We start from the raw sequence: 24,759 nt of genomic DNA, 5'->3' as shown, positions 1-24,759 counted from the left end.
GCGACAGCATGCAACACCCTTTTTAGAGCTTGTCCGCTACAATTAATTTATACCCGTTCCATGAATATGATTTGATTTGGACCAAGAAAGGTGAACGACGACATGACTATAAAATCAAGGCGGAAGGCCGTGCCTGGTCGTCGCGGCCGCTTCCTCCTCATTCTGTGCCTCTGCACAATCGGGCTGTCGGCAAGCTCTGCTTTTCCGGCTGTCTATGCCGCTAAGGACACCCGCGTCACTGTCACACAAGCAGTCTCCCATGATGCGCTGGCCTCACTTGCGATCAAGACGCAACCATCAACGGAATCGCTGCAGGACTTCACCAAGCTGACCATCCGCAAGCTGTCCGCCGATGCCCCCTTCACAAGCTGGAAAGAAGCCCGTACCGACTATTATCCGCTGGGACCGGGCACACATAGCTGGCTTGTTAATATCATGGACGGCGGGCAGCGCATCGGATACCTGATTGTCTCGGCTACAGAGCAAGGCGGTTATATGCTTAGTGAATACGGAACCGGAACCTCCGGGCTGCCTTACAGCTTGACCGATCTGCGCCAGTTTCTGGTGCAGGAGGAACTCATCTCTTCAGATTATTCAGGAAAGCTTGAACTGACACCTCTTTACGCCTCTTTACTCCCGGTGTGGAAATTAACGCTCGACCATACGGATATATATATCAACGCTTCGGTACCGCAAGTTCTGCCGTGGAGTTCAGACAAAGCAGAAGAGGTCCTGAAGGTACAGTTTGATGGAGTCAATACAATCTCCGGGCTGGACTCGGACTGGTCTCCCCTGCAGACCTACCGGAGTGAAGGTCTGGATGATCCATACGCTGACTTGCAGTGGCTGACCAGCCCCAAGCTGAAGCTGGACAGCGCAGAAAACTTCACTGTTCTGCTGAATCAAAGCGGCAGTCTCGTCTTTCAGTCTGCTGGCAGGAACGATACGACCGGAGCGCCGTTTATGATTACGGGGTATCAGCGCTGGCTGCCTGCCGGTTCCAGCGGGAAGACAAGCGGCAGCAGTCCGGCCATCGTCTATGCCGCTGCGGGCCCGAAAGGCAAACGTTACCTCCCTCTCTCAGCGCTTCAACAAAGCGGTACCCTGCACCAGCTGCCTCTAGCCGGCAAAACAGTGATCGGTGCGCTTACAACTTCAAAACGTTAAGCTTACCCTTTGTTTGTACAACGTCTTTCCTGCTAGTATGCAACAAAACAACCTTCCACAGTGCCATGTACAAGGCACCTTGGAAGGTTGTTTTCAGTTCAAGCTGTACATGCGATTTGCCGGTACTCTTGCACCCGGATCATTTTTTGTCGTTCCGGCTCCATTTGCTCCGCCAGATCGACCAGCCGAGCGGCAGCATGCCGAACCATTTCTCGGCCCACGGCTCTTTCTCGGCCTTTCGCCGCGCCCGGCTGGCACGCGGATCTTCGATATAAACGACTACCTTTTCCGTAATATACTTCACCAGTTCATCACCGCTGGAAGCCATTTCGCCACCTCCTGAACCTGAATACTGAATTTGGGAACTCACCTTTGATTCTGTCTGGATCTCCATGTTCCTAGTGTGCTCTAGAACAGCTATATCTAAACCGTGAAGCTGCTTTTCGTATAGCTTTGCCTGTTCCAGCACAATCTAACAAAGTATCCAGTCCGGTCAAAAGATCTTTACCGCACAAGGAGGTTATCCAGCTTGAACTACTTGAACCAAACCAGAAACCAATCCACCCGGGGAAACGTTACACTGCGCCGGTTGTTCGTAATCGTGTCATCTGCCCTGCTGTTTATGCTTCCCCTGGGACCTTCAGGAATTGTGCAGGCGTCTCCGGCGCCTTCGGGAGCCCCGGCGAAAGAAGAGCGCCAGCATATGCTCGGCCACGATCAGCGGATCATTCTGATTGATGCCGGGCATGGGGGAATTGACGGTGGTACGTCATATGGAACCATCCTTGAAAAGGATATCACACTCGCCATCTCCCGCCGGCTGTTCCTGCTGCTGCGCAGTGACGGCTTTGATGCGATCCTTAACCGGACCGGTGACTATGCCCCCAGCGATGAGAACCGCTGGCTGCGCAGCTCCTCCCGCCATTTGCGGGACCTTGCCCAGCGCAAGGAGCTGGCCGAGACGCTTCCGGCAAATGTCGTGGTCAGCATTCATATTAACTGGGCCGCTTCCCCCTCCAAACACGGGCCGCTTGTGCTATACCGTCAGGAAGGCCGCAGCTTCCTGCTGGCCAGTTCGATACAGGACCAGCTCAACCATCTCTATGATGTGAAAGAAACCCCGAGGCAAGGCAAGCCGTTTTATCTGCTCAATAAAATAACCGCCACAACAGTGATCGTTGAGGCGGGATTTGTGAGCAGCCCGACCGACCGCGAGAAGCTTTGCAGTCCGCAGGGCCAAGAGGAAATTGCTGAAGCGATTGCTAACGGTATTGCCGGGTATCTTATGGAAGTGTAGGCTTCGAGTTCCATTGCCATTCGTCCCGGACCAGTTCGGAAATGCCTACAAACTCGACACTGTCCTTTATTTCGCCAATGCCGCTGCGGATGCCCGCAGCGGTCTCTTTGCCCTGGATGCCAACATGGCCGATCGTTATACAATAGTTCTGATTCAGCGCCCTTTCCTGCACCAGCCGCATTTGTTTCACGACATGGCTTGCCGTATGAACATCGTCCAGAAAGATATGATTCTCCACGGGCGGCAATCCGATCTCCCGGGCCATTCTGCCGGCTACCGAACGGTAATTCGTATGGCTGTCCACAAAAAATAATCCGCGTTCCTTGCATACCGCCAGCACAATGCCCATCACCCGCTCATCACCGGTCACCTTGGAGCCCATGTGATTGTTGATTCCCACGGCAAAAGGAACATTGTCCAGTGCAGCCTCGACCTGCTTGCGTACCTCGGCATCGCTCATCCGGGTCAGAACTGCACCCGGGCCCAGCCACTCGGGTTTGCCATGCTTCGGTTCCATCGGCAAATGCACCAGCACATCGAAGCCCAGCTCATGTGCACGTCGTGCATCCTTCTCTGTAGTCGATAGAAACGGCATTACAGCAACAGTGATCTTAACCGGCAATTTGAACATTTCCTCCGTACCACGCATGTCATTGCCGAAATCATCGACAATGATGGCTACCCTGCTGCGGGTATGTTGTTTCTTCTCCTGGGTTCCTTCACCCTTAGCGCTGCCGTTCACGGCGGGTTCGGCAAGGCCGGATGAAGACACTACAGACCGGCTGCCCCTGACGTGATGTGAAACTGAACCAGCTGATGTTCCGTGCGCAGTTGCAGCGGCCGGAACCAGCGCCGTCATCAATGCGACAACAGTAATGAATGGATACAGAATGGTGCGTTTGCCCGTATAATTGCTCTTTTTCAAGAGGATCTCCTCCTTCGATGCTATGGTGCCATTGTTCTCATTGTTTGGAACCTGAAGGAGAAATATGTACGGGACAGGTACGCAATAATTAACAATCGTTATCCGGCCTGCTGCCCCCGGCGGTCAGCTGCAATGATCGCATCAAATACATCCTGCGGGAATACCTCAAACGGCATATTTGCCATCGGGCTGTCTGCCTCACAGCTGGCTTGGGCCGCAGCCATAAGTTTCCCCGGCTCCATTCCAGAAAGGCCCATTTCCTTAAGAGTTACAGGCAGGCCGACCTCCCGGCAGAAAGCAATGACGGCAGCGATCTCCTCCTCCGCTGTATGCTCCAGCATCAGCTGCGCCAGCGTGGCGAACGCCACCTTTTCCCCGTGAAGCATATGCCGGCATTCCTCAAGCACAGTCAGTCCGTTATGAATGGCATGGGCGGCGGCAAGTCCGCCGCTCTCAAAGCCGATGCCGCTAAGGTAAATATTCGCTTCCACGATATGGCCGACAGCCACCGAGGCTATTCCTTTGCGGGCATCCTCTAATGCCTCAGCTCCTTCAGCAAGAAGCGTATCCAGACAAGCACGCGCCAGCGCAAATGCAGCGATCGAGCTCTGTCCCCCTGCATGGGTCACAGCGCCGGAATTACGGCAAGCCCTTGCTTCAAAAAAAGTGGACAACGCATCGCCCATTCCTGCCGCCAGCAATCTCGGAGGGGCTTTAGCAATAATATCTATGTCGGCGATTACGGCATTAGGACTTTGCAGCAGAGGGAGATAGCGGTCAAATTCACCCTCCTCCGAATAAAGTACCGACAAGGCGCTGCAAGGCGCATCTGTAGAAGCCACTGTCGGAACAATGACCACCGGCAATCCGATATAACGGCTTACGGCTTTGGCCGTGTCCAGTGTTTTGCCGCCGCCGATACCCAGAATTACACCTGTCGCGTTCAAGTCCAGCTCCGCAACAATTTGCTCCACCAGCTTTAGACAACATTCTCCCTTGAACTCACGCTGAACAAGCGGCATAGACTCAGCGTCAAAGCTGCTGACGATATCATTTCCGTAGGTAGCGAGGATGTAAGGATCTACAATGGCATAAGCCCCTGTGGCTCCCATTTGTGTGCAATAAGCGCCCAGCTTCGAGATTTCACCGCCGCCTTGAATATACTTTGACGGGGAATAGATGACTTGATTCATATAAAGTTCCTCCTTTTTCCAATCCTTATCAGTTTAAGGAAGAACCCGCCGCCCGGCAAGGACAAAGCAGACATCCTCTGCACTTTTCTAATCCCCTAATCTATTCAACTTCAAGCCCACCTCTCCTTGACTTGGAGTCGGCTCCAACTTATACAATGAGCGCATCATCAACCGTCAGGCCTAAGGCCACTATCACTGCACTTTGAGGAGAGATTACTATGACAACACAAACACAGCGCGGAACCGCGCTGATTACAGGAGCCAACAACGGAATTGGCCTGGAATTGACCCGCAAACTGCTGGGTGAAGGCTGGGAGGTGATCGCACTAATCCGCTCAGGATTTCCCGAAGATGATGCCCCTATCCTTGAAGCACTAAGCAGCAAGCGGCTGCGGATTTATAAGGCGGACCTTTCAGATTTTCATAGTCTGGGAAAAGCTCTCGGGGAGGTTGTGGCGGCTGAATCCCAAATTGATCTGCTGTTCAACAACGCCGGCGGCAGCTTTGCCGAATTGAGTTATTCCAAGCAGGGGCGGGAGCTGCACTTTGAGCTGCAAACAGTGGTCCCGTACATTATAATGATGGAACTAAAAGGACTGCTCCTGAAAGGAACTCATAAAACGGTGATCAACACTGCCTCCAATGCGGTTCTGACACTTAAGGAATTTAATCCGGATACCCTGGAACGTCCGTCATCCTTCAAAAAACTGTTCGGCCCCTACGCTACTTCCAAAATGGCACTTTCACTCTGGACCAAAGAAATCTCCACACAACTAGCCGCTGAAGAAATAATGATCCGCAGCGCAGACCCGGGGGGCAATAATACGATCCGCAGCGGCAAAAAATCGGGTTTACCTTTTTATCTGAAGCCGATTATCAGGCTGTTCTTCCCCCATCCCAGCTACGGGGCCGGTCTGCTGTACAAAGCGGCTTTCGGCAAGCACAGCCATGTGCCCGGAGTATTTCTCGTCAAAGACGAGGTAAGCAACCTGAAGTTCGCCTCCGAGAGCCGCAAGGTTCTGGAAAAAGTACAGGCTATTTATGAACATGAGTATGTTCCTGCCTACAGCAACTCTTGATAATGTGGGGTGGCTAACTAATTGTAGTGCAACCACTCCTTATAGCTATCTGCACGTAATTGCAGTTCATTATACAGCACGCTGGCGTGGTAGCCGTCGCAAACGGCATGATGGAATTGTCCCGATAAGGGCAACAGTATTTTTTGGTCATGCTGAAAATATTTCCCCATTGTAAAGATGGGCAGCAAAAAGGTGCCCTCGTTATACACGTTCAGGTTAAAGCCCGTGAAGCTGACCCACGGAATGCTAGAAATAGGGAGGGTGTTAGGTGGTTCGTTCGCTTTCGCGGCAAATTGTTTAACACTTCCGTACATCTTCATATCAGCAAGATAACGGCTGTAGAAATCACCAAAATCTTCACCGTACAAAGTCCAGATGCTTGAAAAAGTCTTATCATCATCATGGAAGATTGTAAAGCTAGGTGACAGGCTGTCCCAATAACCTAACCGGCCTTCAGAATCAAAACAGGTGCGAAACTCACTATGGCGGTTTACCACCGTTGTTATCATGTGGATTAGTGCCGGGTACAGCTTAATCCCCTTATTCTTAAGTTCTGAAAGCAGACGGGTTATGTCAATATTTGAAGTCATGCTATAGGTGCATCTGACATTGTTTATATAATGTTCAAAATAGGGTCTTCTACTCCAGTTATCCATGACAATGTGATTAAAATTCATATATTCTGACCTCCTAAAATTATTGCATTTTTCATTTTAGGAGGTCAGTTCGACTGATTTCACCATATCCTCATCACAATCCCTTGAGAAATTATATTATGCCGATGAGTATACCATCATCATAACCAAAACATCAAGAATATCCCAATCCTTTAAATGCGCGCAGCAGCAGCAAATTCCCAATCGCAATACTCGCTTTCCACCAGTTTTCGGCGACTGCAAATTCCTTCACATAAGCAGCCCAGCTCCAAGTTAAATTCCAAACCCCCTCCGGATTTCGGGTGCTCAGTATGTAGTCCAGCTCTTGTTGAACCAGCGCTGCGTGATCTGCGGCACCCAAACTATCCGGAGTTTTGATAAATGCAGAAGGTCTGCAGCTGTATCCGTTCCAATCCCCGGCTCCGCGTGCCAGCAGCACTGCGATTTGGGCTCTGGCAGCTACTATTAGCTGCGGATAAGCGAAATGCTCCTCGACCTTAGCGGCAGCGATACACTCCAGCATCGTGAGCACACATTTCAGCGGATGCATCTCAATATCAGGATGCTCCAGGAACTTGCCTGCCAAGTCTTTGGCAATTTGCATGCCTTGTTCATAGAGCCGGCTGTCTCTGTCAGCAAATTTGAGGATTGCCCCGGCCAGAATCGCTGTCGGATTATACATACTGCGGGCGGTGCTGTTCGAATCCGTATGCCACCATGGGGCATGAGGGTAATCATTATTGGAGTCCACTACATTCCTCCAGATACCTTCATCCATCTCGGCTCCACTGTCCAGATACCTCATCATCCCTTGAACGATCGGATGGGTCCGGTCATCAAAATGAATCTCCAGCAGCTTCTCTACCGTTGTCGCTGTCTGAATCGGTGTGGAGTTCGGATTCCAGGAGTCGGCTTCAAGCGCATGTCCAAAACCGCCGTCTTCATTCTGATAAGCAGATAAGGCCTCCAACACTGCGGACAAAGGCCCTTCTTCGAAGTGGAACCTCCATCTGGCGAGATCCAAAGGGCGGGCATTGCGGTAAAACCAGCTGCGAATTCTGTTGTAATCCGTAAGCGGTAAACTCATTATGATTCCCCTTCCGGTAATTAGATCAGCCTGTAAGTCCTTGGCGCTAAAGTATATACTTGTATTAAACAAAACCCGCTATGTAAATAGCTATGACATCACTCATTATTTTTTAGAATGAAGTACAATCTCTATTTCTGAGTCCTAGAGGATACATTGATATTACACTTGTGAGGTGACACGATGTTTAAGAAGTTGATAACGGCTATATCCTTACTACTTGTATTACCGTTTTCCACAACAAATATCTATGCGGCCACTCCGCTCCATATCGTGGCAAATTCAGTTGATTATTCTACATCTCAATATGTTATTAAGGAAAATCATATTTATTGTAGTATTGAAACCCTTTCAAGTATGATGGGCGAGCATTACAATGAAACATCAAACGATCGTTTCAAAGGATGGAGAAACGCTCATCCCACTACGTGATGCCATTCTGGCATTAAAAAAGTCTATTTACTGGGATAAGGAGTCGAACAAAATAACGGTAACGGGTAAAATAAGCTATTGAGCGTCTCTTCCGCTGAAGTCTGCGGGTCTGGACAGTGCAGCTGGTACAGCTCGATATAATCGGTTTGCAGCCGCCGCAGACTGTGCTCCACCTCTTGTCTAATCCACAATCTGGAGTTTCCGCTTTGGTTCAGCCCTCCGCCCATGGGCATACCGTTGGGAATTTTGCGGTTATGTTAATATTAAAAATATGTACATGCATAACATAAAAGAAAAAGCGGGTAGAGGAGTGAACTATGAACAAGACTAAGGATGCCGCAGGTGTGTTCTCTTTGATGAAGCAGCTGTTCCAAAAAATCAAACTCGACGATGTGCAGGGTATCAGTGCGCAGTTGACTTATTATCTGATCCTCTCCCTGTTTCCTTTCCTGATCTTTATTATGACGCTGATCGGTTACGCCCATATTTCTATCGAGGACAGGATTGCGGAGCTGCAGCAGATCATGCCTGCCGAAGCCGTCTCCATAATTGAAGAGATTCTGCAGGATGTATCCGAGGGACGGAGTGAGGCCCTGCTGTCCTTCGGGATGCTGGCCACGCTGTGGGCTGCCTCCAAGGGCATCAACGCTATCATTAAAGGGCTTAACCGCGCCTACGATATTGAGGAGAGCAGGGTGTTCTGGAAAATACGGGGGATTGCTTTCCTGGCCACCATGATCATCGGTGTGGTTGTTCTGCTCAGCATTCTGCTGCTCGTACTGGGGAGCTGGCTGAAGACACAGATCTTCCTGCTTGCTGATCTGCCCTACGGCCTGCAGAAGGTATGGGATCTGCTGCAATATATCGTACCGCTGTTCGTGCTGTTCGTCGTGTTCACTCTGCTCTACTGGATTGCACCCAGCCGGAGGCTTACGCTAAAAGAGGTTATGCCCGGCGCGATGTTCTCCACCATCGGCTGGATCATAACCTCCATTCTCTTCTCCATTTACGTCAACCAGTTCAGCGATTTCACCAAAACCTACGGAAGTCTCGGAGGCGTCATGATCCTGCTGATCTGGCTGTACATCAGTTCAATCATTATACTGGTCGGCGGCGAGATCAACGCGCTCCTGTTCAATCGCAGGCCCATCCGCAAATAGATTCCGGTGAGGCTAAGGTATTTTAGACTACACCATTCTTCGCTTCTTCGTGCGGTTTGACGGCGTCTGCCCCGGCTATCTCCGGCAGGTATGCTCCTTCTTCTTGCAGACGTCTGCGCAAGGTAGGGATATCCACGGCATGCACGTCATTGTCAGGAAGCTTCACTGCCAGTGCTGCGGCAATCCCGGCGGCTTCGCCCATGGTCAGACAGACCGGCATCACCCTGACACTGCCTTGGACCTCGCGCACACAGGAGATGGAACGCCCTGCGACCAGGACGTTTCTCAACGTCCGCGGGGTCAAACAACGGTAAGGAATGCCATGCGATTCGCCCGGACCGTAACGTTTAATGACTTCCTGCTTGCCTCCAGCCTGCTTCTCTTCCTTTTCCGTCCCATGGATGTCAATGAAATAGCTGTTGCGGCAGATTTCATCCGCGAAGCTGCGGCGGTTCACATAATCATCGACACTCAGTACGTAATCCCCGGTAATTCTTCTTGTCTCACGCACTCCCATTAAAGAACCTGTACTGGCTACAAAAGAGCTGCCGAAGGAAGCCGGCATAAACTCGGCTAGCGCATCCCTGTAAACTGCGGCAAGTTTCCTTCCCTGCATCAGGGCAGCCGATACCGAAAAGGCATCCGTGTTGTCCACTTCCCATAAATGGCCGGCGTTGAAGCCTACCGTACGGGGAGCAATCATATTGTTGCAGATATGCGAATCCGGGATCAACGGATATTTACCGGACCGCAGAATGTCATAGATCGGACTGGTTTTATTATTGCCATGCAGCAGCGGTCCGTTCAGATAAGCATATTCATCCACATTCCCGAGGTTGAAGCAGTGCGTGGCCGGCATGAGGTCACCGGTTTCGGTATCGCCCTTGAGGTATTCCGCCCCTGCCCAAGCCGCGACATCGGCATCTCCTGTACAGTCGATATATACCTTGGCCTGCATAGCCTGCAGGCCGTTTTTGCTGGCCGTAATCAGTGCTTCCACTCTACCGTCTTCACCGGTTTCCACAGAACCAAGCAGGGTCTGGAATAATACAGTTACACCGGCTTCTTGAACCAGCTCATCGTAGATAACCTTCAGCTTCTCCGGCTCAATCGGCACCCAGTCCATGGCATCCTTATCAACATGCGGCATCTGAGCTTTCAGGGCTTCGAATACTTTCATCGCCAGCCCTCTATAGATGATGGTCTCCATGTCGGAGAATGGACACCATGCCGGCACGAGTCCCGAGGTTCCCATTCCGCCAAGGCTTCCCGTCGCTTCAATTAGCAGTGTTCTTGCCCCTTCACGCGCAGCGGCGGCGGCGGCCGTGCAGCCCGCAGGGCCGCCGCCCACAACGATCACATCCCAGTTGTCCTGGAGCGGAACTTCATTGCTCCGCATCCTGTAGGTTTTCATTCTATTTTCCTCCAAACACTCAGCCTTTTATTTAGCGGATGCCGCATACCAGTCATTAACTTCTTTGACACTCGCTTCTCCGCCAGCGGCATTGTACTTTTCAACAAATGTTGTTACCGCATCAGGGGACTCCTCACCTACGATTACCTTGACGGCAAAATCATTGATCATCTGACCCAGTGAAGCATTGCTCTTGGAATATTCCGGCAGGGACGGAGCAAGCGCAAGCGGATCGGAAATTCTGGCCTCTGCCGGCAGCTCATTGTTAAGGAAGGAGAAGCCGGCAAACAGACGTGCATCCTTCTGGACACGGGCCTGCCAATAGATTGGATACAGCTTTTCGTCGATACCGGTCAGATAGTTGCTGGCATTGCCCCGTTCATCCGTGAACAGCGGGAGAATCGGGCTGTATACGCCATCTTTAAACGTATGATGTTTGCCTTCCTCTCCGATGGCGATCAGCTTGAACGTTTCTTTCTCCAGCTTGGCATTGATCCATTTAATCGCATCTTCCGGATGTTTGGCAGATTTCGGAATAAAGGTAATGCGGTCGAACCCGCCGCTCATTCCGAGGCCCATTTGCCCGTCTTTCCCTTTTAAGGCAGGAAGGTAGGCAAACTTGGCGTCCGGGAAATTCACAGCCAGCGCATCAGCAATGCCCGGAATGTCATACCAGGGAAGCTGAATCACACCCACCTTACCGCTGGTGAACTTCTCCTTCAGGGTAGCATCCTTGTTAACTGCAAATTCCTTGTCCAGAAGCCCCTGCTTATACAAATCGGACATATAAGTTAAATATTCCTTGAATCCCGGATGCAGCGGTGTCGGCACCAGTTTGCCGTCGACCTGGTTCCAGCTTGTGGCAATCCCGAATGCACCGGTAATATTGGCTGTCGTTGCGAGAGCACCGTCAATTGACATCGGTGCGCTGTTGCTGCCGTTGCCGCCGGGATCTTTTTCCTTGAACGCCTTGAGCACTGCCGTAAATTCATCCAGCGTCGTCGGCATCTTAAGCCCCAGCTTGTCGAGCCAATCCTGGCGGATCATCAGATCGGCCCCGGCAAACTGCGAAGAACTGTTCGGAATAGCGTAGATTTTGCCGTTTACCTTCATGGCATCAAAGGATGCCTCCGAGATAGAAGCTTTAATATTGGGACCAAACTCATCAATTAGCGGTCCCAGATCCACCAGGGCACCCATTTTGGCATAATCGGTATACACGGCTTTTTCACCGGAAATGGTAATAACGTCATAAGGCTCACCGGAGGAAATCAGCAGGTTAAGCTTATCCATCGCTTTATCCGCCGGAAGCATTTCGTATTTCACCTTGTAGCCGGTCTGTTCTTCAATCACTTTGGCAAGCGGATACGTGTTGTAATCATCCTTTGACCACAGATTGAGCGATTTCAGTTCAGGCTTGGAATCGCTTTCAGTTACTGCAGCGGTTGTAGCCGCCGGAGCTTTCGCCCCCTCCTCTGTTCCCTTGCTCTCTTTGTTGCCATTGTTGCCCGATGAACCGCAGGCCGTTGCTGCAAGCAGCAGCCCGGTGCACATCATGAGAGACAATCCTTTTCTATATTTCATCCTTATAACCCTCCTCCAATGATATGGGGTGATGTTGTATATGAAACGCTCTGTCAAAGAGCGGCTTCATAGCGCAAGCTGCGGGGACAAAACTCAGCCCTTTACAGAGCCGATCAGCACCCCTTTGATAAAATACTTCTGCAGAAACGGATACACAAACAGGATCGGGACAGTGGAGGCTACCACAGTCGCTGCGCGTATGCCTTCCGGTGACATATTCATGAGATCGTCCACGCTTTTGTTCACGGCATTGGCCGCACTGGCATCCATTACGACATCCTGCAGATACAGCTGCAAAGTCTTAAGCGCGGTATCGTTGATATAGATCATCGGGCCGAAATAATCATTCCAGAAGCCCACGGCATAGAACAGGGCAATGGTGGCGATAACCGGCATGCTGAGCGGCAGGATGATCCGGAACAGGATAGTGTACGTCTTGGCACCGTCAATCCGTGCCGATTCCTCCAGTGCTTCGGGAAGACTCTCGTAATAACTTTTGATAACCAGCATGTTAAAGACACTGATCATCCCGGGCAGAATCAGCACCCACAGATTGTTGATCAAATGCAGCTGGCGCATCAGCAGATAATTGGGAATCAGCCCTCCGTTGAACAGCATAGTGAAGATGAACAGCACCATAATGAAGGAAATACCCGGCAGATTACGTTTGGATAACGGGTACGCGGTAAGTGCGGTCATCAGGATCGAAATAGCCGTTCCTACTACAGTGACGCCGATGGATACACAGAAGGCGCGTATGAACATCGAGGAGGAAATAACCTCCTTCAAAGTGTCAAGCTGGAAACCCACAGGCAGGATGCCTACCTTGCCGGAAGTAATTGCCCATTCTTCACTGACCGATTTGGATAACACGTTCAGCAGCGGCAGAAGCATAATAATCCCCAGGGCGATCAGGAAGACATACACGGAGATATCGAGCACCAGATCTCCTTTGGTTCGTTTGGTCATTGTTATCTTCTCTCCCTTCCCGGATTACCAGATTCCGCGCTTAAGCAGCTTGCGGCTGATATAGTTGCCTGAGACAATCAGGATGAAACCGACGACGGAGTTAAACAGCCCGACTGCTGTACTGAAGCTGTAGTCCATCTTGCCAAGACCGATCCGGTACACGAAGGTTCCGATGACATCAGCTGTTTCATATACCACCGGATTGTACATTGTGAGAATTTGCTCTGTACCCGCGTCGAGTACTGAACCGAGACGGAGTATGAACATCAGCACCACCGTCGGCAGAATTCCCGGAATGGAAATATGCAGCATCCGGCGGATTCTGCCCGCCCCGTCAATAGCAGCCGCTTCATATTGCTCCTGATCGATACCGGCAATGGCGGCAATGAAGACGATGGCATTCCAGCCCGTTTCCTTCCAGCCTGCGGTAAACACCACGAGACTGCGGAAATACTCATTGCTGACAAAAAAACTGATCGGCTCTCCGCCAAACCACTGGATGATGTTGTTGACCAGCCCGCCCGATGTAGAGAGGATGGTCACGAATAAGCCAGAGATAATGACCCAAGACAAAAAATGCGGAAGATAAATGATCGTCTGAATCGTCCGTTTGAAGAACATCAGCCGAACCTCGTTCAGCACCAGCGCGATGAAGATAGGAACCGGAAAAAGTATCACAATTTTATAAACGCTGATTAACAGCGTATTCATAAACACCCTTCCGAATTCTTCCGACTGGATCAGCTTATGGAATTGCTCAAGCCCCACCCACTCGCTGCCCTTGATCCCTTCAAAAATGTTGAAATCCTGAAAAGCAATCAGCACCCCGTAAAGCGGTGTATATTTGAAGAGCAGGAGAAACAATAATCCGGGGATCAGCAGTACATAATAATCCCTGTTTCTCCATGCATATCTCCACCTGCTGGCGGACCTGATTCTGGTTGGCTTAACCTTGCTCTTCGGGTTCAAATCCGTGACACCTGCGCCCAAGATGGCTCACCCCCAACTGTTTATGGGTTAATTATAAGGATCTACCCGGGTCCTGTTGTAGGAGGTAAAGCGATTATTTCTGGTCTCAGGCGACTGTAAAAAAAGCTGCAAAACTATTCTGATGAAACCGCTTTAAATCTCACAGTAACAAGGGTTCCCTTTCCGATCTCCGTCTCAATGGACAAGCCATACCGGTTGCCTGAGAAATAGCGGATTCTTTCATTGACATTATAGAGCCCAAACGAGCCCTCCAAACCGCCCGGCTGACTCCCGGCAGATGGATCGATCAGGAGACGGTTGGCCTGATCCTGGCTCATACCGGTCCCGTCATCAGAGACTGTGAGCACGATATCCCCCTGCTCATGAGCTGCTGTGATCATGATTCCCCCTTGTTTTTGCTTCGTCTTGCGGATGCCGTGAAGCAAAGCGTTCTCCACCAGAGGCTGCAGCGTCAGCTTCGGCATCATATATTGTTCAAGCCCCGGTTCCGCTTGAATGGTGAACGTAAACGTGGACGGGAAGCGGTTCTGCTGAATCTCAAGGAACACCTTGGCCAGATTCAGCTCATCCACAATGCTGACGTTGTCGCGTCCTTGGTTCAGGCTGAGCCGGAAATAACGGGCCAGCGCTTCAATCATCTGGCTCGTGTCCTCAGCGTCATGGGCAATGGCCGACCAGTTGATCATATCCAGGGCATTGTACAGGAAATGGGGATTGATCTGCGCCTGAAGTGTGCGAAGCTGAGCCTCCCGCTCCTGCATCTTGGCCTGATACGATTCTTCCATCAGGTTATTGACCTTGTGAATAAGATGGTCCACGCTGCGCTCCAGCAGCCGGAAATCACCATCAGGCATAGAACGGCGGTCTTCCAGCCAGCCGATCCCTTCCTTGCGGATCATTTTGAGAATCATCTGCACTCTGCGCTGCATGCCTTGAATCATGAACATGAATAGAACAAAGACCAGTACCAGGAACAAAACCGTAATTCCCGCAAGTGTAGCAATACTGGTGAACTGATTCATCGCTGTGGCCCTGTGTGAAATCTCAGGCTCCGATACCTGTGCGACCAGCTTCCAGCCAGTCGTTCCGATGGTGGTGTACACTACGTTCACTTCTTCACGGTCAATCGAATGCTTTAGAATTCCTTCCTCCGAGTGCTCGATGGTATCAAGCAGCTCTTTAGGCAGGACAGCCGCGTCCTTTTGCAGATTCCCTGCTTTATTATCCGACTTAGTCAGACCGGCACTATCTGAACTGTAGATCAATCTGCCGCTGGCATCCGATAGAAAAGGAGCGTACTTGTCCGAGAACTGCAGCTCCGACATAATCTCCCCGATCAGACCTTCGGACACATCCATCACGAGAATACCTACAATCTCTTCATATTCCTGGGGATTGCGCAGCATCCGGGCAACGGAAAAAATATTCTTTTTACCAATGTCGTTATACTTCTCCTGATAAACACCGGTCCAAACCATCCCCCCACCAGCTTCTATCACCGATTCATACCATGGATATTGCTTTGCATCCTCAAAGGAATACAGATTAATCCGGTCTCCGGCATACAGGCGGGAAGGATCAACAAAAAACCGCAGGCGAAAAATATCCTCATTCTCCTGTGCGGTTTCGGCCAGATTGCGGAGCTCCTTAATTTGCTTTAGCTGCTCCGTGATACTGGCTTTCTGGAGCAGATTATCGTAGAGGATTTGGTTCATAAACACCGAATTGCTGCTGTCGCGGATGTGTTCCAGCTTGTAGGTTAAATTCAGCCCTGCCTGCTTCAGTGTAAGCTGCATCGAACGGGTAACTTCCTGTTCCAGAATTTCATTGGACCGCTGATAGAAGGAAGCCAGTAAAATGGACACCGGCAGCAAGATTAGCAGCGCATACACAAGCAGCCACTTTCTTGCGGCCAGAATCCCCTGCCCAAGTCCAGTCAGATAGCTCCATCCCAATTTCATAAAGGTGACACCTCGTTTCTCCGGCCTTTTTGTCGTATCGCCCTTGGGAGGCTCAAGTTCTAATTTTGCTGTTCTCTGTAGGCGCTGGGTGTGCTCCCGGTCATTTTTTTGAACAGCTTGCTGAAATGGCTGGGATCGCTATAACCTACGGCATAGCAGACCTCGTAAAATTTGTTCTGCGGATCTCTCAGCAGCATTTTCGCCTTTTCAATCCGTACTTTGGTCAAATATTCAAACACGGTTTCGCCCGTTTCCTGCTTATACAGCAGCCTTACATAGGTAGGACTGAGATATACGCCTGCTGCAATATCGGCGATCGTCAAATTGTCCGCATAGCGCTCTCCGATTAGGCGGCGGACCCGTTCAATGACCTCACTGGACTTTCCGCAACGTTTGGCCTCCACAAAATCACAGACATGCCGCAAATAAGATTCCGTATACCGCAGCAAATCCTGAATCGTTTCCTGGCGCATAACCAGCTTCCAGGCTTCCATTTCCCGTTTCTCCCACTCTGCCGTCATGCCGTTCAGCTCCAGCAGCACCTGGCTGGACTGCAGAATCAGGTGAAGACTGACATTCTGCGCATAACGGGAGCCCTGCCCCCGGTTCAGCTCCAGCAGGCCAAAGATTCCACTCAGTTCCCCCTGCAGCCGGCTTTGATCGCCTGACTTAAGGGCAGTGATTACGCGTTCGCTCCATTCCGGCTCAAAGCGGTAACGCAGATTCTCTCCGGACTCAATGTTGTCCATCGTCAGAATGCGATTTTTACCCAGATACCATTTCTGGTCGGCGGCAGCTCTTGCCTGCTTATAGGAGGCCGGTACCTCAGAAAGGCTGCCTACTCCATCGCCCACCCCGATAGTTACACTCAGCTTCAGCCATTTCCGCAGATTGTCGCGGATCGATTCCGCCAGCAGCAGCAATTCGTTCTCGGGAGAGCGGTCCGCCTCCTGTCCTCCAAAAGAACGGGTCAACAAAATGCCGACATACTCTCCCGGCTCCTTCTCAAACGTCACACCGCGCATTTGCTTATCCGTTAACTCTTGAATGATATTCAGCACCGTATAGGACAAAAGCTGTTTATCCCGCTCACTGCGTGAATCCATTACCTGCGGAACATCATCAATTACGATGACCATAATGATATAGCTGTCCGCAGAGAGCAGCGGCAGTCCCAGAAATTGCAGTTTATCCTGCACCTGGGCCATGTTGATGTTGTCGCTGACCACTGACAGCAGAAATTTCTCGCGCAGCAGCGGCATGCTCTGGGTTAGCTTAACCTGCATTTCCTTTACCCGGTCCCGCTCCCGCCTCTCCGCATCTAGTGCAGCAGTCACTTTTCCCATCACGGCGTACAATTCTTTCCTGCTGACTGGTTTAAAAATATAATCAGCCGCATGCATCTGCAGCGCCGATTTCAAATACTCTGCATCGTTGTGCCCGCTGATGAACACAATTTTGGCATCCGGCAGCAGTGCACGGACCTCGGCAGCCATCGTAATTCCGTCCATGGAAGGCATCTGCACATCCGTCAGCACAATATCCGGCCTAAGCTCACGTATGAGCGTAAGCCCTGTATCTCCGTCATCCGCGGTTCCGATCAATTGAATCCCTTGTGCTGCCCAGTCTACATAAGTGCGCAGCCCGTTCACCACCGAGGGCTCATCATCCACAATAACTAATGTTTTCATAGTCTCAGTTCCTCTCTATATGAGGTTATTTGTTTCACAGAATTAAATACCTTATTTCATTGTAAAAAATTTCAACCGATTAAGATATTCTTCTGCAAAAATATTACAAAGTAGGATTAATGGATTGTAATCCCCCTCATTTCTTATTTCCCGGGAAAGTTTCTTTGCATAATAAGTCACGTCGTGATATAGTCACGTTATGACATAGTCGCGATGAGACATATATTTTTGGAAAAAGGTGATCCGGGTGTCCTCCATTGAAAAAGCACTTAAAAAGTACGTGCCGATGACCGAGACAGCATTCTACATTCTGTTGTCCCTGACCAAACCGCGCCACGGATACGGAATCATCAAGCATGTTGAAGAATTGTCAGGCGGACGGCTCAGACTGGGATCAGGTACAGTCTATGGAACATTGACCAAAATGAACAAAGACGGCTTGATCACCGTATTTGCTGATGAAGAAAGAAAAACGGTATATGAGGTATCGGAGCTTGGAAAAAAAGTGATGACCGTAGAAATTGGCAGATTGAAAGAACTGCACAACAATGCGATTAACTGCGAGGAGGAATTCTTATGAAGACTGTATTTCGGCCTTTCTGGAGCTACGACTTACTCAAAACAGAAACCTGGCTGACCGGGATGGCCAGCCAGGGATGGCTGCTTGAAGGATGGAATATTAAACTTCGGCGGTTTATTTTCCGGCAGGGTAAGCCGGGTAACATTACCTATCAAATCGGGTATGCTCCATCAGCTCAAACCTCCTTGTCCACCTATCTGGCAGCTGAGGGCTGGACAAGGAACGTGCATCAAGGGAAGTGGACCATTTATGCCAATGAACGGCAACCCGGCCAAATTAACGCCTACCCCTCACGTCAGGAAGCGATCAAGCGAAACCGGAAGATTTCTTATTTTTTCATGGCGATTATCGTTTATTTGTTATTAATTGCACTAATTCCGCTAATCACGATAGGTTTTTCCCTTTCCCAGGATACGCCCCTCCGGGTAGTGAAAAGCCCGATGTGGCTGGTTACCTATATCGCTGCAGCCTTCGCCATCGCTCTGCTGGTACTCGCGTTCTATTCCGTTATCAAGATCAGGGCAGCCAATAAAATATTACGCGGGGACAATCAAGACAGCTACGAACTTGACGTACAGCCCGACCCCGCCGGACCCAAGATCATCCGGATCAAACTAGGCTGGATGTACGCTCCGGACCGGCTGGAGCAGTGGCTTGAGAACAAAGAACGGCTTGGATTTAATCTGTGTAAAGTCGGTCCAGGCGGAACGCTGTTCTATTTCTGCAAAGGCAGCCCACGGCGGATGAACTATCATGCCGACTATCAAGTGATTTCCGATGAAGGTTATTTGGAGCTGCACAGGGAGGCCGGCTGGAAGAACGTCTACAGTTCCCTCTCCTCCTTGCAGAAATGGACGATCTGGAGCCGGGAATATTCGGAAGGCGCTGAGCGCCCTGAAATATACAGCGATCAATTCCACCGCTTGAAGCACGCCCGAAAAATCGCCATCAGCTATACTTCGCTATTCCTCCCGCTGCTTCTGCTCTATAGCGTGAATTTGGGGGCATTCATTGATGGCATGCTAAATGACGGAATCACCGCTTCCCGGGCATGGAACACTTCGCTAATGTTCATCTGCATGCTCCTCTTCGGGTCGTTTGTGGGCAGAACCTGGCTGTATTACCGGCGTCTCAAAAACAGTAAACCGTAAAGGACAAAATGCCAATATGAAAACAGCCATCCTATCAGCTATCACTAAAAGCCCGCTAAGACGCTCGCTCTACCATTTCACCAGAGCACGCAATCTTCCGGCTATTGCCGGACTGGACAGACTGGCCGCATCCGTGCTTTTGGACCCTGAGCATGCATGCGGTGTGCACCGCGCGACGCTGCAACAGACCTGTTATCAAGGCCGCTCAGTCTGGTTAAATGCCCATCTGCGGATCACTCCTGAGGCCATGGACCCGGAAACAACGCAGGAGCAATTCCGCGCCTGCCTTGACCAGCATGTCTTCCTGTGGCCGACAGAGCGTGATTGCCTTGTCATGGCTGCTATGTACTCCCGCAGAGAACCCGGCGAACATTTTGCCATCCTGAAATTCTCTGCCTATGAACTGCTGAGTGATCATTTTGAGCATATCAAGCTGTCCAAATATGACTCCGGAAGCTCCCCGCGTTATCCGCACCGGATGTCTTACCGTAAGAGCTGCGGGATGCTTCTGCCCATTGAACGTTTCATGGAAGCTGCCGGACATTCGATCCCAACCAAACCTTCCGAGATCAAAGAAGTGCTGGTTGAACAGCAATTGACTCCGGTAAGCCGCTATCTGCAGACGGTATATTGCTCCGACCCCGGGCAAATCCCTGAGGTCTGGAAGCCGCTTTTTATGCCGGGATACCTGTAATATAAATAACAATAAACAACAATCCGGGCATTAAGGTTGCCGGAAAGCCTTTGAATCCATTTTTATCTTTTACAGCAAGAATGATGGCAATGTTCAGCAGCTGCCCTGCCAGAATGGGCAATACCGCAAATAACAGGCCGAACTCACTGTCCGATTTCAATGCAACCATTGTCAGCATCGAATAAAAGACCAAATCTCCCACACCGATAACCGGAATCAGCCCTCGCTTCCCGGGAACCGGAAGACAAATGGATAACCGCGCGGCTGTATTGTTTTGTCCCATTAGTTTGGCATTAAGTGTGAACCGCCCTCTCTTGGTGAAACTAAACACATCCATTACCACCACTCCGAGGGCAGCACCAATAATCGCACTCTCCGAGACGAATATGTAGGCTGACAGCATATACGCCAGAAACAGTGCGCAGACGATGTTCAAACCATTGTGGAGATAAATAACAGTCCGGCTGATACTCTTCTTCCAGATCCAAATATTTGCCGCAAACGCAGCTGTGAATCCGGCAATGGCAATCGCATGTGGCAACTCACGGACCATTCCCGCCAATGTCGTTATCAGCGCCGTAAGAATAAAAATATAGGCTAATTCCCAATGCATCCTGTTCTTCGCAGCATCATCCATTGTGATCTTCCTCCAGTGTTAAGTAACTCCTTGTATTCCCGCTTCTCCCAGATCGGCTACATCTGTTTGCTGTATTTAATCATGTAGAAGAGTTGGGTAAAATAGCCAAATAAATAAAGGCCAATGGTAGTCAACACCACCCATAGAGAAATCCCAGCAAAAATAAACAGAAACGGCAGTGCAATCATGACCACAAACATAATATCGAAGGCTTTGGCCTTGGCTTTCATCCGGATAGCTGTATTGCGTTCGTCGCGGAAATCAATCACAGCCTGCTTTTTGAGCTTGGGGTGCTTCCGGTAATACCCTTGAACGATAAGATTAGCGGCACTCATACTGAACAGCCCCGAACCTATCCCCACACATATTCCGGCAAGCTTTTCTGTACTTTCATCAATCACCAGAAGGCCGACTACAGTCAAAATACCTCCAAGCAGCAGCAGAATAGTAAACAGCCAAACTGTCTTGTTCATTTTCATTCCGATTCCTCCTCATAGATAAAGATATCTTCAATGGCCAGCTTGAAATAGCGGGCAATTTTAAAGGCTAGAATAATGGACGGATTATATCTCCCATTTTCGAGCGAACCAATGGTCTGCCGCGAAACTTCTAATGCCTCGGCAAGCTCCTCCTGCTTAATCCCCCGCTCCTTGCGAAGCTGCTCCAGTCTGTTTTCCATGCTTTCACCTCACTTATTACGGAAAGTTAACTTTCCATAATAATAACATTTACCTTTTCCAATGTAAAGCACACTTTCCATTTCCTCATAACTCTAATAAATACAAAAAAGGCCCTTGATGGCATCACTGCCAAATCAAGAGCCTGCCAATACGGGCAGAACTATTCAAAAAAACTCTCTATTTCATTAATAATAGTTTCAAGGTTTCTGTTGTTTTGAAAATGGCTTGCATTTTCCAGCACAACAATTTTTTGCAGCTGATTAAAAATCTCTTTCGATCTTGGAACAACCTGTTCAGCAGGGAAAAATATATCTTCATCAGCGACAATTAGTAAGGAAGGTGCGGTGTACGCCATCAATTCTTCCTTGGATGCATACTTGGGAAATACCGTTTCCAACCGGACATAATCATATATGTATTGTATCTGCAACAACAAATCTTCATGGATTTCATCATCGAACATTGCTGCACAAGCCTTGTATAAATTTTTATCGGTAGAAATAACTTTATATACAGCAAGCGGAATGAGTATCTTCCTCATCATGCCGGTCATTTTACCTCCCGCAATACCTGAAGGTACAAGAAATACTGCTTTTTCAATACGCTCAGGTGCGTAGGCAGCCAAACGTATAAGTATTCCGCCTCCGTACGAGGGTCCAATAAATTTCGCCTTCGCTAGACCCAGACCATCCATAAAATCACAAACCCACTCAGCATATTCATTTGTTTTGGGATTGAGCCGGATTTCATCACTTTTGCCCGGATGTCCGATGGTATCTGGCGCATAAATACGATAGATCTTCGACAGAGGTTCAAACCACTTGAGCGTTATTGGATTTACTACATTTCCTCCGTGAAAGCAGATTAAGGGTGGTGCCGTTTCATCACCCCCGACTAAAATATGGGTTTTGCCAAATCGCGTATCCACGTATCGGCTCTCAAATTTCGTATCCAGCCGGGATTGCAGCTTGTCATAGATGTGAAGTATTTTTTCTTTACCCAAGGGACTTTTATAGATTGACTTCACCGCTCCACCCTCCCTTCAAAAACCCTCTCCGCAAGACTTTCGATAAAGAAATGCACCACTTCTTCATGATGCTCTCCGCTAATCTCATTTTTATGAAGTACTGTGAAAAATATCGCCCTCATCGCAGATGATACAAATCCTATATCACATTCAACCTCAAGGTACTTTAAGAGCATTGAAATTTCGTCCTCGTCATCCGATAGATGTTCTTTAACGGTTTCTTCCGGCAGCTTTTGGATCAGAAGCTCGTAATCACCGTTTTGAAGATTTAGAATCCACGGGTTTTTCTGGACCTCGATAAACATTTGCTTTAGACCCTGGATAAAACTCTGCTTTGGGGGCTCATTAGAGGTTTTTAATGCTTCAAGCATTGCATTCTTTATACGTTTATCAACGCTTTTAAGAACATCGAAAAAAAGCAGTTCTTTAGATGGATAAAATAAATAAAATGCACCTTTTGAAATACCCGCCATTCTGACGAGCTCATCCACGCTGGTTTTTTTAATTCCATACTTCCCCCAGCATATCTCAGCCTTGCTTAGGAGCCTTTCCTGTATAATTTCCTTTTCTTTATCGCTAAATTTCTTCGCCATGCCGCCTCCTTAATACTCTATGACCGTTTTTGATTTTATAGTCATATAATAACGTTATTACTCCTTGAAATCAATAGGCGTCCCTGTTTTCTTGCCCCGGATTCTTATACTCCATAAGAGCTGAACAAAGACATTCACATGCCAGGAGAAAAGGTAACTAACGCTGGCGGCACGTTCAATCCGCCTAAATATACTAAGCCAGACAAAAGAAAAACCCCTTCCTAGGAAGGGGTTTCTTTGTAAAACACGATGCGGTCAAGAGGACTCGAACCTCCACGATATTGCTACCACTGGCACCTGAAGCCAGCGCGTCTGCCAATTCCGCCATGACCGCATATTATGATGACTCGCTTTCGCGGTCACAAGATAGATCATATCATACTGAGAATTCAGAGTCAATCTTTTTCGATTTTTCTTTGGTTTCATTAATTTTTGGTTAAATATTGCTTTTATTGATGAATAAGAGGTATAATAAGAACAAAGGTTCGCATAATATAAATGAGGTGATTTATAATGGCGACTACCAAGAGAAGTACACTAATCACACCAGCTATTCCTGAAGATATAACCAAAGACGAATTGTCCCTTGTCAGAAGCTATCTGCTGCTAACGTTTATTCATAAAGTATTTGAACGGGATTGCCGGGTAATCGGCAAGAGTGGTCTGTTTAAGACGCCACAGCTTTACATGGAACTGGTGTCCAGCGCAACCAAGAAGACCTCGCTAATGCTGCAAGAGGTAACCCGTGAACTGGCTTCACATCATTTGAAGATCACCACCATACGCCAGGATCAGCGAGGCGTTGAAGCACAGTATGCCTGCCGCGGTTATGTGGGAGAGTTCAACATCCCGTGGCCTGGATTCCGCAATGAAATGATGCTGCGCATGCGCGCTTATCTCGGATTGAATCCCGAGCTCGCCGTTCTCCCCAAGGAAGACAGTGTCGAACAGATGGCTATGTCCATCTAATAGCATAATGAAGTATATAAATAATGACAGCCCTTATCCATAACCGGACAAGGGCTGTCATGCTGTGAGTTGCTTATATATTGTCCGGATCTTGTCTAGGCTCCGAGAAAGGCTGATACACGTAATTACGGTCAAGCTTCACTATCCGCTTATTGGGACGGCGCACCATCACCTGTGACTCGTCCCAGGCCAATACAATACCTTTGACGTCATTGCTCTCCAACGCATCACGTACGACACGTATTTTCTCTCCGGATATCCGGTACGCATCCAGCTGTTCATCACTGATCATGTGGTAATACTCCCCTCCCTCCGTTAGTTAGCTTGTCCATTGTCTCCCGCAATTCACTCATGAAAAAGGCCCGAATGATAAATCATCTGGGCCTCAGTTCCTTACTAGAAAGCAATTCTGTATGTCTTATGAAGATACTATATCAGCGCTTCATTCTTCTCAAACCAGAAATCAAGAACTTTAGCGGACATCACACGTTCTTCCAGATATTCAACCTGATGATCACTGAAATTCTGTTTCCAGTTGAAATCCAGTTCTTTACACAAACCTGTGATTGTCAAAAGTTCCGACCAGGCTACATAACGTTTGTACCAGAAAAATTGAGGATGTTCAATCATATAGGGATACAGATCGTCGAACTCCGTGTGTTTACAATCCAGCGCACGCTCGAAATGATCCTTGGCCTCGGATAATTTATTTATAAAGAATTGCTCTGTCACCGGTTCTTTCCCCATTGTGACGCCTCCTCTCCTATGTCTAATGTTTATTATAAAGGAAAAGTCATAGGGTGAAAAGCAGATGTTTTAAAAA

The 24,759-nt window shown here is 49.2% G+C and carries 27 protein-coding genes and 1 tRNA gene; 8 read left to right on the top strand and 20 right to left on the bottom strand.

Annotation, left to right across the window (positions count from 1 at the left end; translation table 11 throughout):
• Window positions 1-102 precede the first annotated feature (102 nt).
• Window positions 103-1,167: a hypothetical protein gene (locus NSS79_RS12510; protein WP_342439585.1), complete on the top strand. Its 1,065-nt coding sequence runs from the start codon at window positions 103-105 to the stop codon at window positions 1,165-1,167.
• Window positions 1,168-1,306: 139 nt separating this feature from the next.
• On the opposite strand, the gene NSS79_RS12505 is transcribed toward NSS79_RS12510, so the two are convergent.
• On the bottom strand, window positions 1,307-1,495 hold the full coding sequence (locus NSS79_RS12505; protein ID WP_038589726.1) for a YqzE family protein: 189 nt from the start codon (window positions 1,493-1,495) through the stop codon (window positions 1,307-1,309).
• A 201-nt stretch (window positions 1,496-1,696) separates the two neighbouring features.
• Here NSS79_RS12505 and NSS79_RS12500 point away from each other — a divergent pair, with 201 nt between their 5' ends.
• Window positions 1,697-2,464 carry an N-acetylmuramoyl-L-alanine amidase gene (locus tag NSS79_RS12500; RefSeq protein WP_342439584.1) on the top strand — a complete coding sequence of 256 codons (768 nt, stop codon included), beginning with the start codon at window positions 1,697-1,699 and terminating at the stop codon, window positions 2,462-2,464.
• On the opposite strand, the gene NSS79_RS12495 is transcribed toward NSS79_RS12500, so the two are convergent.
• On the bottom strand, window positions 2,451-3,389 hold the full coding sequence (locus NSS79_RS12495) for a divergent polysaccharide deacetylase family protein (protein ID WP_342439583.1): 939 nt from the start codon (window positions 3,387-3,389) through the stop codon (window positions 2,451-2,453). The two genes, NSS79_RS12500 and NSS79_RS12495, sit on opposite strands and share 14 nt — an antisense overlap.
• 98 nt (window positions 3,390-3,487) lie before the next feature.
• Complete coding sequence (locus NSS79_RS12490; RefSeq protein WP_342439582.1) at window positions 3,488-4,582, bottom strand: glycerol dehydrogenase; 1,095 nt, start codon at window positions 4,580-4,582, stop codon at window positions 3,488-3,490.
• A gap of 218 nt (window positions 4,583-4,800) precedes the next feature.
• Here NSS79_RS12490 and NSS79_RS12485 point away from each other — a divergent pair, with 218 nt between their 5' ends.
• Complete coding sequence (locus NSS79_RS12485) at window positions 4,801-5,661, top strand: SDR family NAD(P)-dependent oxidoreductase (protein WP_342439581.1); 861 nt, start codon at window positions 4,801-4,803, stop codon at window positions 5,659-5,661.
• 17 nt (window positions 5,662-5,678) lie between these two features.
• Here the strand turns inward: NSS79_RS12485 and catA are convergent, their stop codons facing one another.
• The 3 genes from catA to NSS79_RS12470 all read right to left on the bottom strand — a co-directional run bounded on the left by catA (window position 5,679) and on the right by NSS79_RS12470 (window position 8,063).
• Window positions 5,679-6,338, bottom strand: a complete 660-nt coding sequence (gene catA, locus NSS79_RS12480) for a type A chloramphenicol O-acetyltransferase (protein ID WP_342439580.1) — start codon at window positions 6,336-6,338, stop codon at window positions 5,679-5,681.
• Window positions 6,339-6,471: 133 nt separating this feature from the next.
• The gene (locus NSS79_RS12475) at window positions 6,472-7,404 is read right to left on the bottom strand and encodes a hypothetical protein (protein ID WP_342439579.1); all 933 of its coding nucleotides are present in this window, start codon (window positions 7,402-7,404) and stop codon (window positions 6,472-6,474) included.
• 455 nt (window positions 7,405-7,859) lie between these two features.
• Window positions 7,860-8,063: an aldo/keto reductase gene (locus NSS79_RS12470; protein ID WP_342439578.1), complete on the bottom strand. Its 204-nt coding sequence runs from the start codon at window positions 8,061-8,063 to the stop codon at window positions 7,860-7,862.
• A gap of 90 nt (window positions 8,064-8,153) precedes the next feature.
• Here NSS79_RS12470 and NSS79_RS12465 point away from each other — a divergent pair, with 90 nt between their 5' ends.
• A complete protein-coding gene (locus tag NSS79_RS12465; protein WP_342439577.1) occupies window positions 8,154-8,996 on the top strand; it encodes a YihY/virulence factor BrkB family protein in 843 nt (280 codons plus the stop codon).
• A gap of 22 nt (window positions 8,997-9,018) precedes the next feature.
• Here the strand turns inward: NSS79_RS12465 and NSS79_RS12460 are convergent, their stop codons facing one another.
• The 6 genes from NSS79_RS12460 to NSS79_RS12435 all read right to left on the bottom strand — a co-directional run bounded on the left by NSS79_RS12460 (window position 9,019) and on the right by NSS79_RS12435 (window position 17,605).
• Entirely contained in the window at window positions 9,019-10,410 is a 1,392-nt protein-coding gene (locus NSS79_RS12460; RefSeq protein ID WP_342439576.1) for an FAD-dependent oxidoreductase, read from the bottom strand.
• Between the two features lie 27 nt (window positions 10,411-10,437).
• Complete coding sequence (locus NSS79_RS12455; protein WP_342439575.1) at window positions 10,438-11,994, bottom strand: extracellular solute-binding protein; 1,557 nt, start codon at window positions 11,992-11,994, stop codon at window positions 10,438-10,440.
• 93 nt (window positions 11,995-12,087) lie between these two features.
• Entirely contained in the window at window positions 12,088-12,963 is an 876-nt protein-coding gene (locus NSS79_RS12450; RefSeq protein WP_038589718.1) for a carbohydrate ABC transporter permease, read from the bottom strand.
• A gap of 24 nt (window positions 12,964-12,987) precedes the next feature.
• Window positions 12,988-13,899 carry an ABC transporter permease subunit gene (locus NSS79_RS12445; RefSeq protein ID WP_342440358.1) on the bottom strand — a complete coding sequence of 304 codons (912 nt, stop codon included), beginning with the start codon at window positions 13,897-13,899 and terminating at the stop codon, window positions 12,988-12,990.
• Between the two features lie 167 nt (window positions 13,900-14,066).
• Entirely contained in the window at window positions 14,067-15,914 is a 1,848-nt protein-coding gene (locus tag NSS79_RS12440; protein ID WP_342439574.1) for a sensor histidine kinase, read from the bottom strand.
• Window positions 15,915-15,973: 59 nt separating this feature from the next.
• Window positions 15,974-17,605, bottom strand: a complete 1,632-nt coding sequence (locus NSS79_RS12435) for a response regulator (protein ID WP_342439573.1) — start codon at window positions 17,603-17,605, stop codon at window positions 15,974-15,976.
• A 286-nt stretch (window positions 17,606-17,891) separates the two neighbouring features.
• On the opposite strand from NSS79_RS12435, the gene NSS79_RS12430 reads away from it, so the two are divergent.
• From NSS79_RS12430 to NSS79_RS12420, 3 genes are read left to right on the top strand one after another with little or no spacing between them, the layout of a single operon-like run.
• Window positions 17,892-18,185 (top strand): PadR family transcriptional regulator, encoded by a 294-nt coding sequence (locus NSS79_RS12430; RefSeq protein ID WP_052092522.1) that lies wholly within the window; start codon window positions 17,892-17,894, stop codon window positions 18,183-18,185.
• On the top strand, window positions 18,182-19,336 hold the full coding sequence (locus NSS79_RS12425; protein WP_342439572.1) for a DUF2812 domain-containing protein: 1,155 nt from the start codon (window positions 18,182-18,184) through the stop codon (window positions 19,334-19,336). The genes NSS79_RS12430 and NSS79_RS12425 overlap by 4 nt, the downstream gene beginning before the upstream one ends.
• A gap of 16 nt (window positions 19,337-19,352) precedes the next feature.
• Window positions 19,353-20,030, top strand: a complete 678-nt coding sequence (locus NSS79_RS12420; RefSeq protein WP_342439571.1) for a hypothetical protein — start codon at window positions 19,353-19,355, stop codon at window positions 20,028-20,030.
• Here the strand turns inward: NSS79_RS12420 and NSS79_RS12415 are convergent.
• The 6 genes from NSS79_RS12415 to NSS79_RS12390 all read right to left on the bottom strand — a co-directional run bounded on the left by NSS79_RS12415 (window position 20,011) and on the right by NSS79_RS12390 (window position 23,301).
• Window positions 20,011-20,667, bottom strand: a complete 657-nt coding sequence (locus NSS79_RS12415) for a hypothetical protein (protein ID WP_342439570.1) — start codon at window positions 20,665-20,667, stop codon at window positions 20,011-20,013. The genes NSS79_RS12420 and NSS79_RS12415 overlap by 20 nt on opposite strands.
• Window positions 20,668-20,723: 56 nt before the next feature.
• Entirely contained in the window at window positions 20,724-21,146 is a 423-nt protein-coding gene (locus tag NSS79_RS12410; protein WP_038589713.1) for a hypothetical protein, read from the bottom strand.
• Entirely contained in the window at window positions 21,143-21,346 is a 204-nt protein-coding gene (locus tag NSS79_RS12405; protein ID WP_038589712.1) for a helix-turn-helix transcriptional regulator, read from the bottom strand. The genes NSS79_RS12410 and NSS79_RS12405 overlap by 4 nt, the downstream gene beginning before the upstream one ends.
• Window positions 21,347-21,507: 161 nt before the next feature.
• The gene (locus NSS79_RS12400; protein WP_342439569.1) at window positions 21,508-22,374 is read right to left on the bottom strand and encodes an alpha/beta hydrolase; all 867 of its coding nucleotides are present in this window, start codon (window positions 22,372-22,374) and stop codon (window positions 21,508-21,510) included.
• Window positions 22,371-22,967 carry a TetR/AcrR family transcriptional regulator gene (locus tag NSS79_RS12395; RefSeq protein WP_342439568.1) on the bottom strand — a complete coding sequence of 199 codons (597 nt, stop codon included), beginning with the start codon at window positions 22,965-22,967 and terminating at the stop codon, window positions 22,371-22,373. Before NSS79_RS12395 ends, NSS79_RS12400 begins: the two co-directional genes overlap by 4 nt.
• A gap of 250 nt (window positions 22,968-23,217) precedes the next feature.
• Window positions 23,218-23,301: transfer RNA gene (locus tag NSS79_RS12390), tRNA-Leu, on the bottom strand.
• Window positions 23,302-23,480: 179 nt separating this feature from the next.
• Between NSS79_RS12390 and NSS79_RS12385 the strand changes: the two genes are divergently transcribed.
• The gene (locus NSS79_RS12385; protein ID WP_342439567.1) at window positions 23,481-23,936 is read left to right on the top strand and encodes a hypothetical protein; all 456 of its coding nucleotides are present in this window, start codon (window positions 23,481-23,483) and stop codon (window positions 23,934-23,936) included.
• Between the two features lie 73 nt (window positions 23,937-24,009).
• Here the strand turns inward: NSS79_RS12385 and NSS79_RS12380 are convergent, their stop codons facing one another.
• Both NSS79_RS12380 and NSS79_RS12375 read right to left on the bottom strand, forming a co-directional pair.
• Window positions 24,010-24,228, bottom strand: coding sequence for a hypothetical protein (locus NSS79_RS12380; protein WP_038589707.1), 219 nt, complete (start codon window positions 24,226-24,228; stop codon window positions 24,010-24,012).
• 137 nt (window positions 24,229-24,365) lie between these two features.
• A complete protein-coding gene (locus NSS79_RS12375) occupies window positions 24,366-24,683 on the bottom strand; it encodes a hypothetical protein (RefSeq protein ID WP_342439566.1) in 318 nt (105 codons plus the stop codon).
• Window positions 24,684-24,759: the final 76 nt, after the last annotated feature.

The organism is Paenibacillus sp. FSL L8-0436, from assembly GCF_038593025.1.
Taxonomy (GTDB): Bacteria; Bacillota; Bacilli; order Paenibacillales; family Paenibacillaceae; genus Paenibacillus_AQ.
Note: the sequence above shows the minus strand (reverse complement) of the source record. Positions and strands in the feature narration are given on the sequence as shown.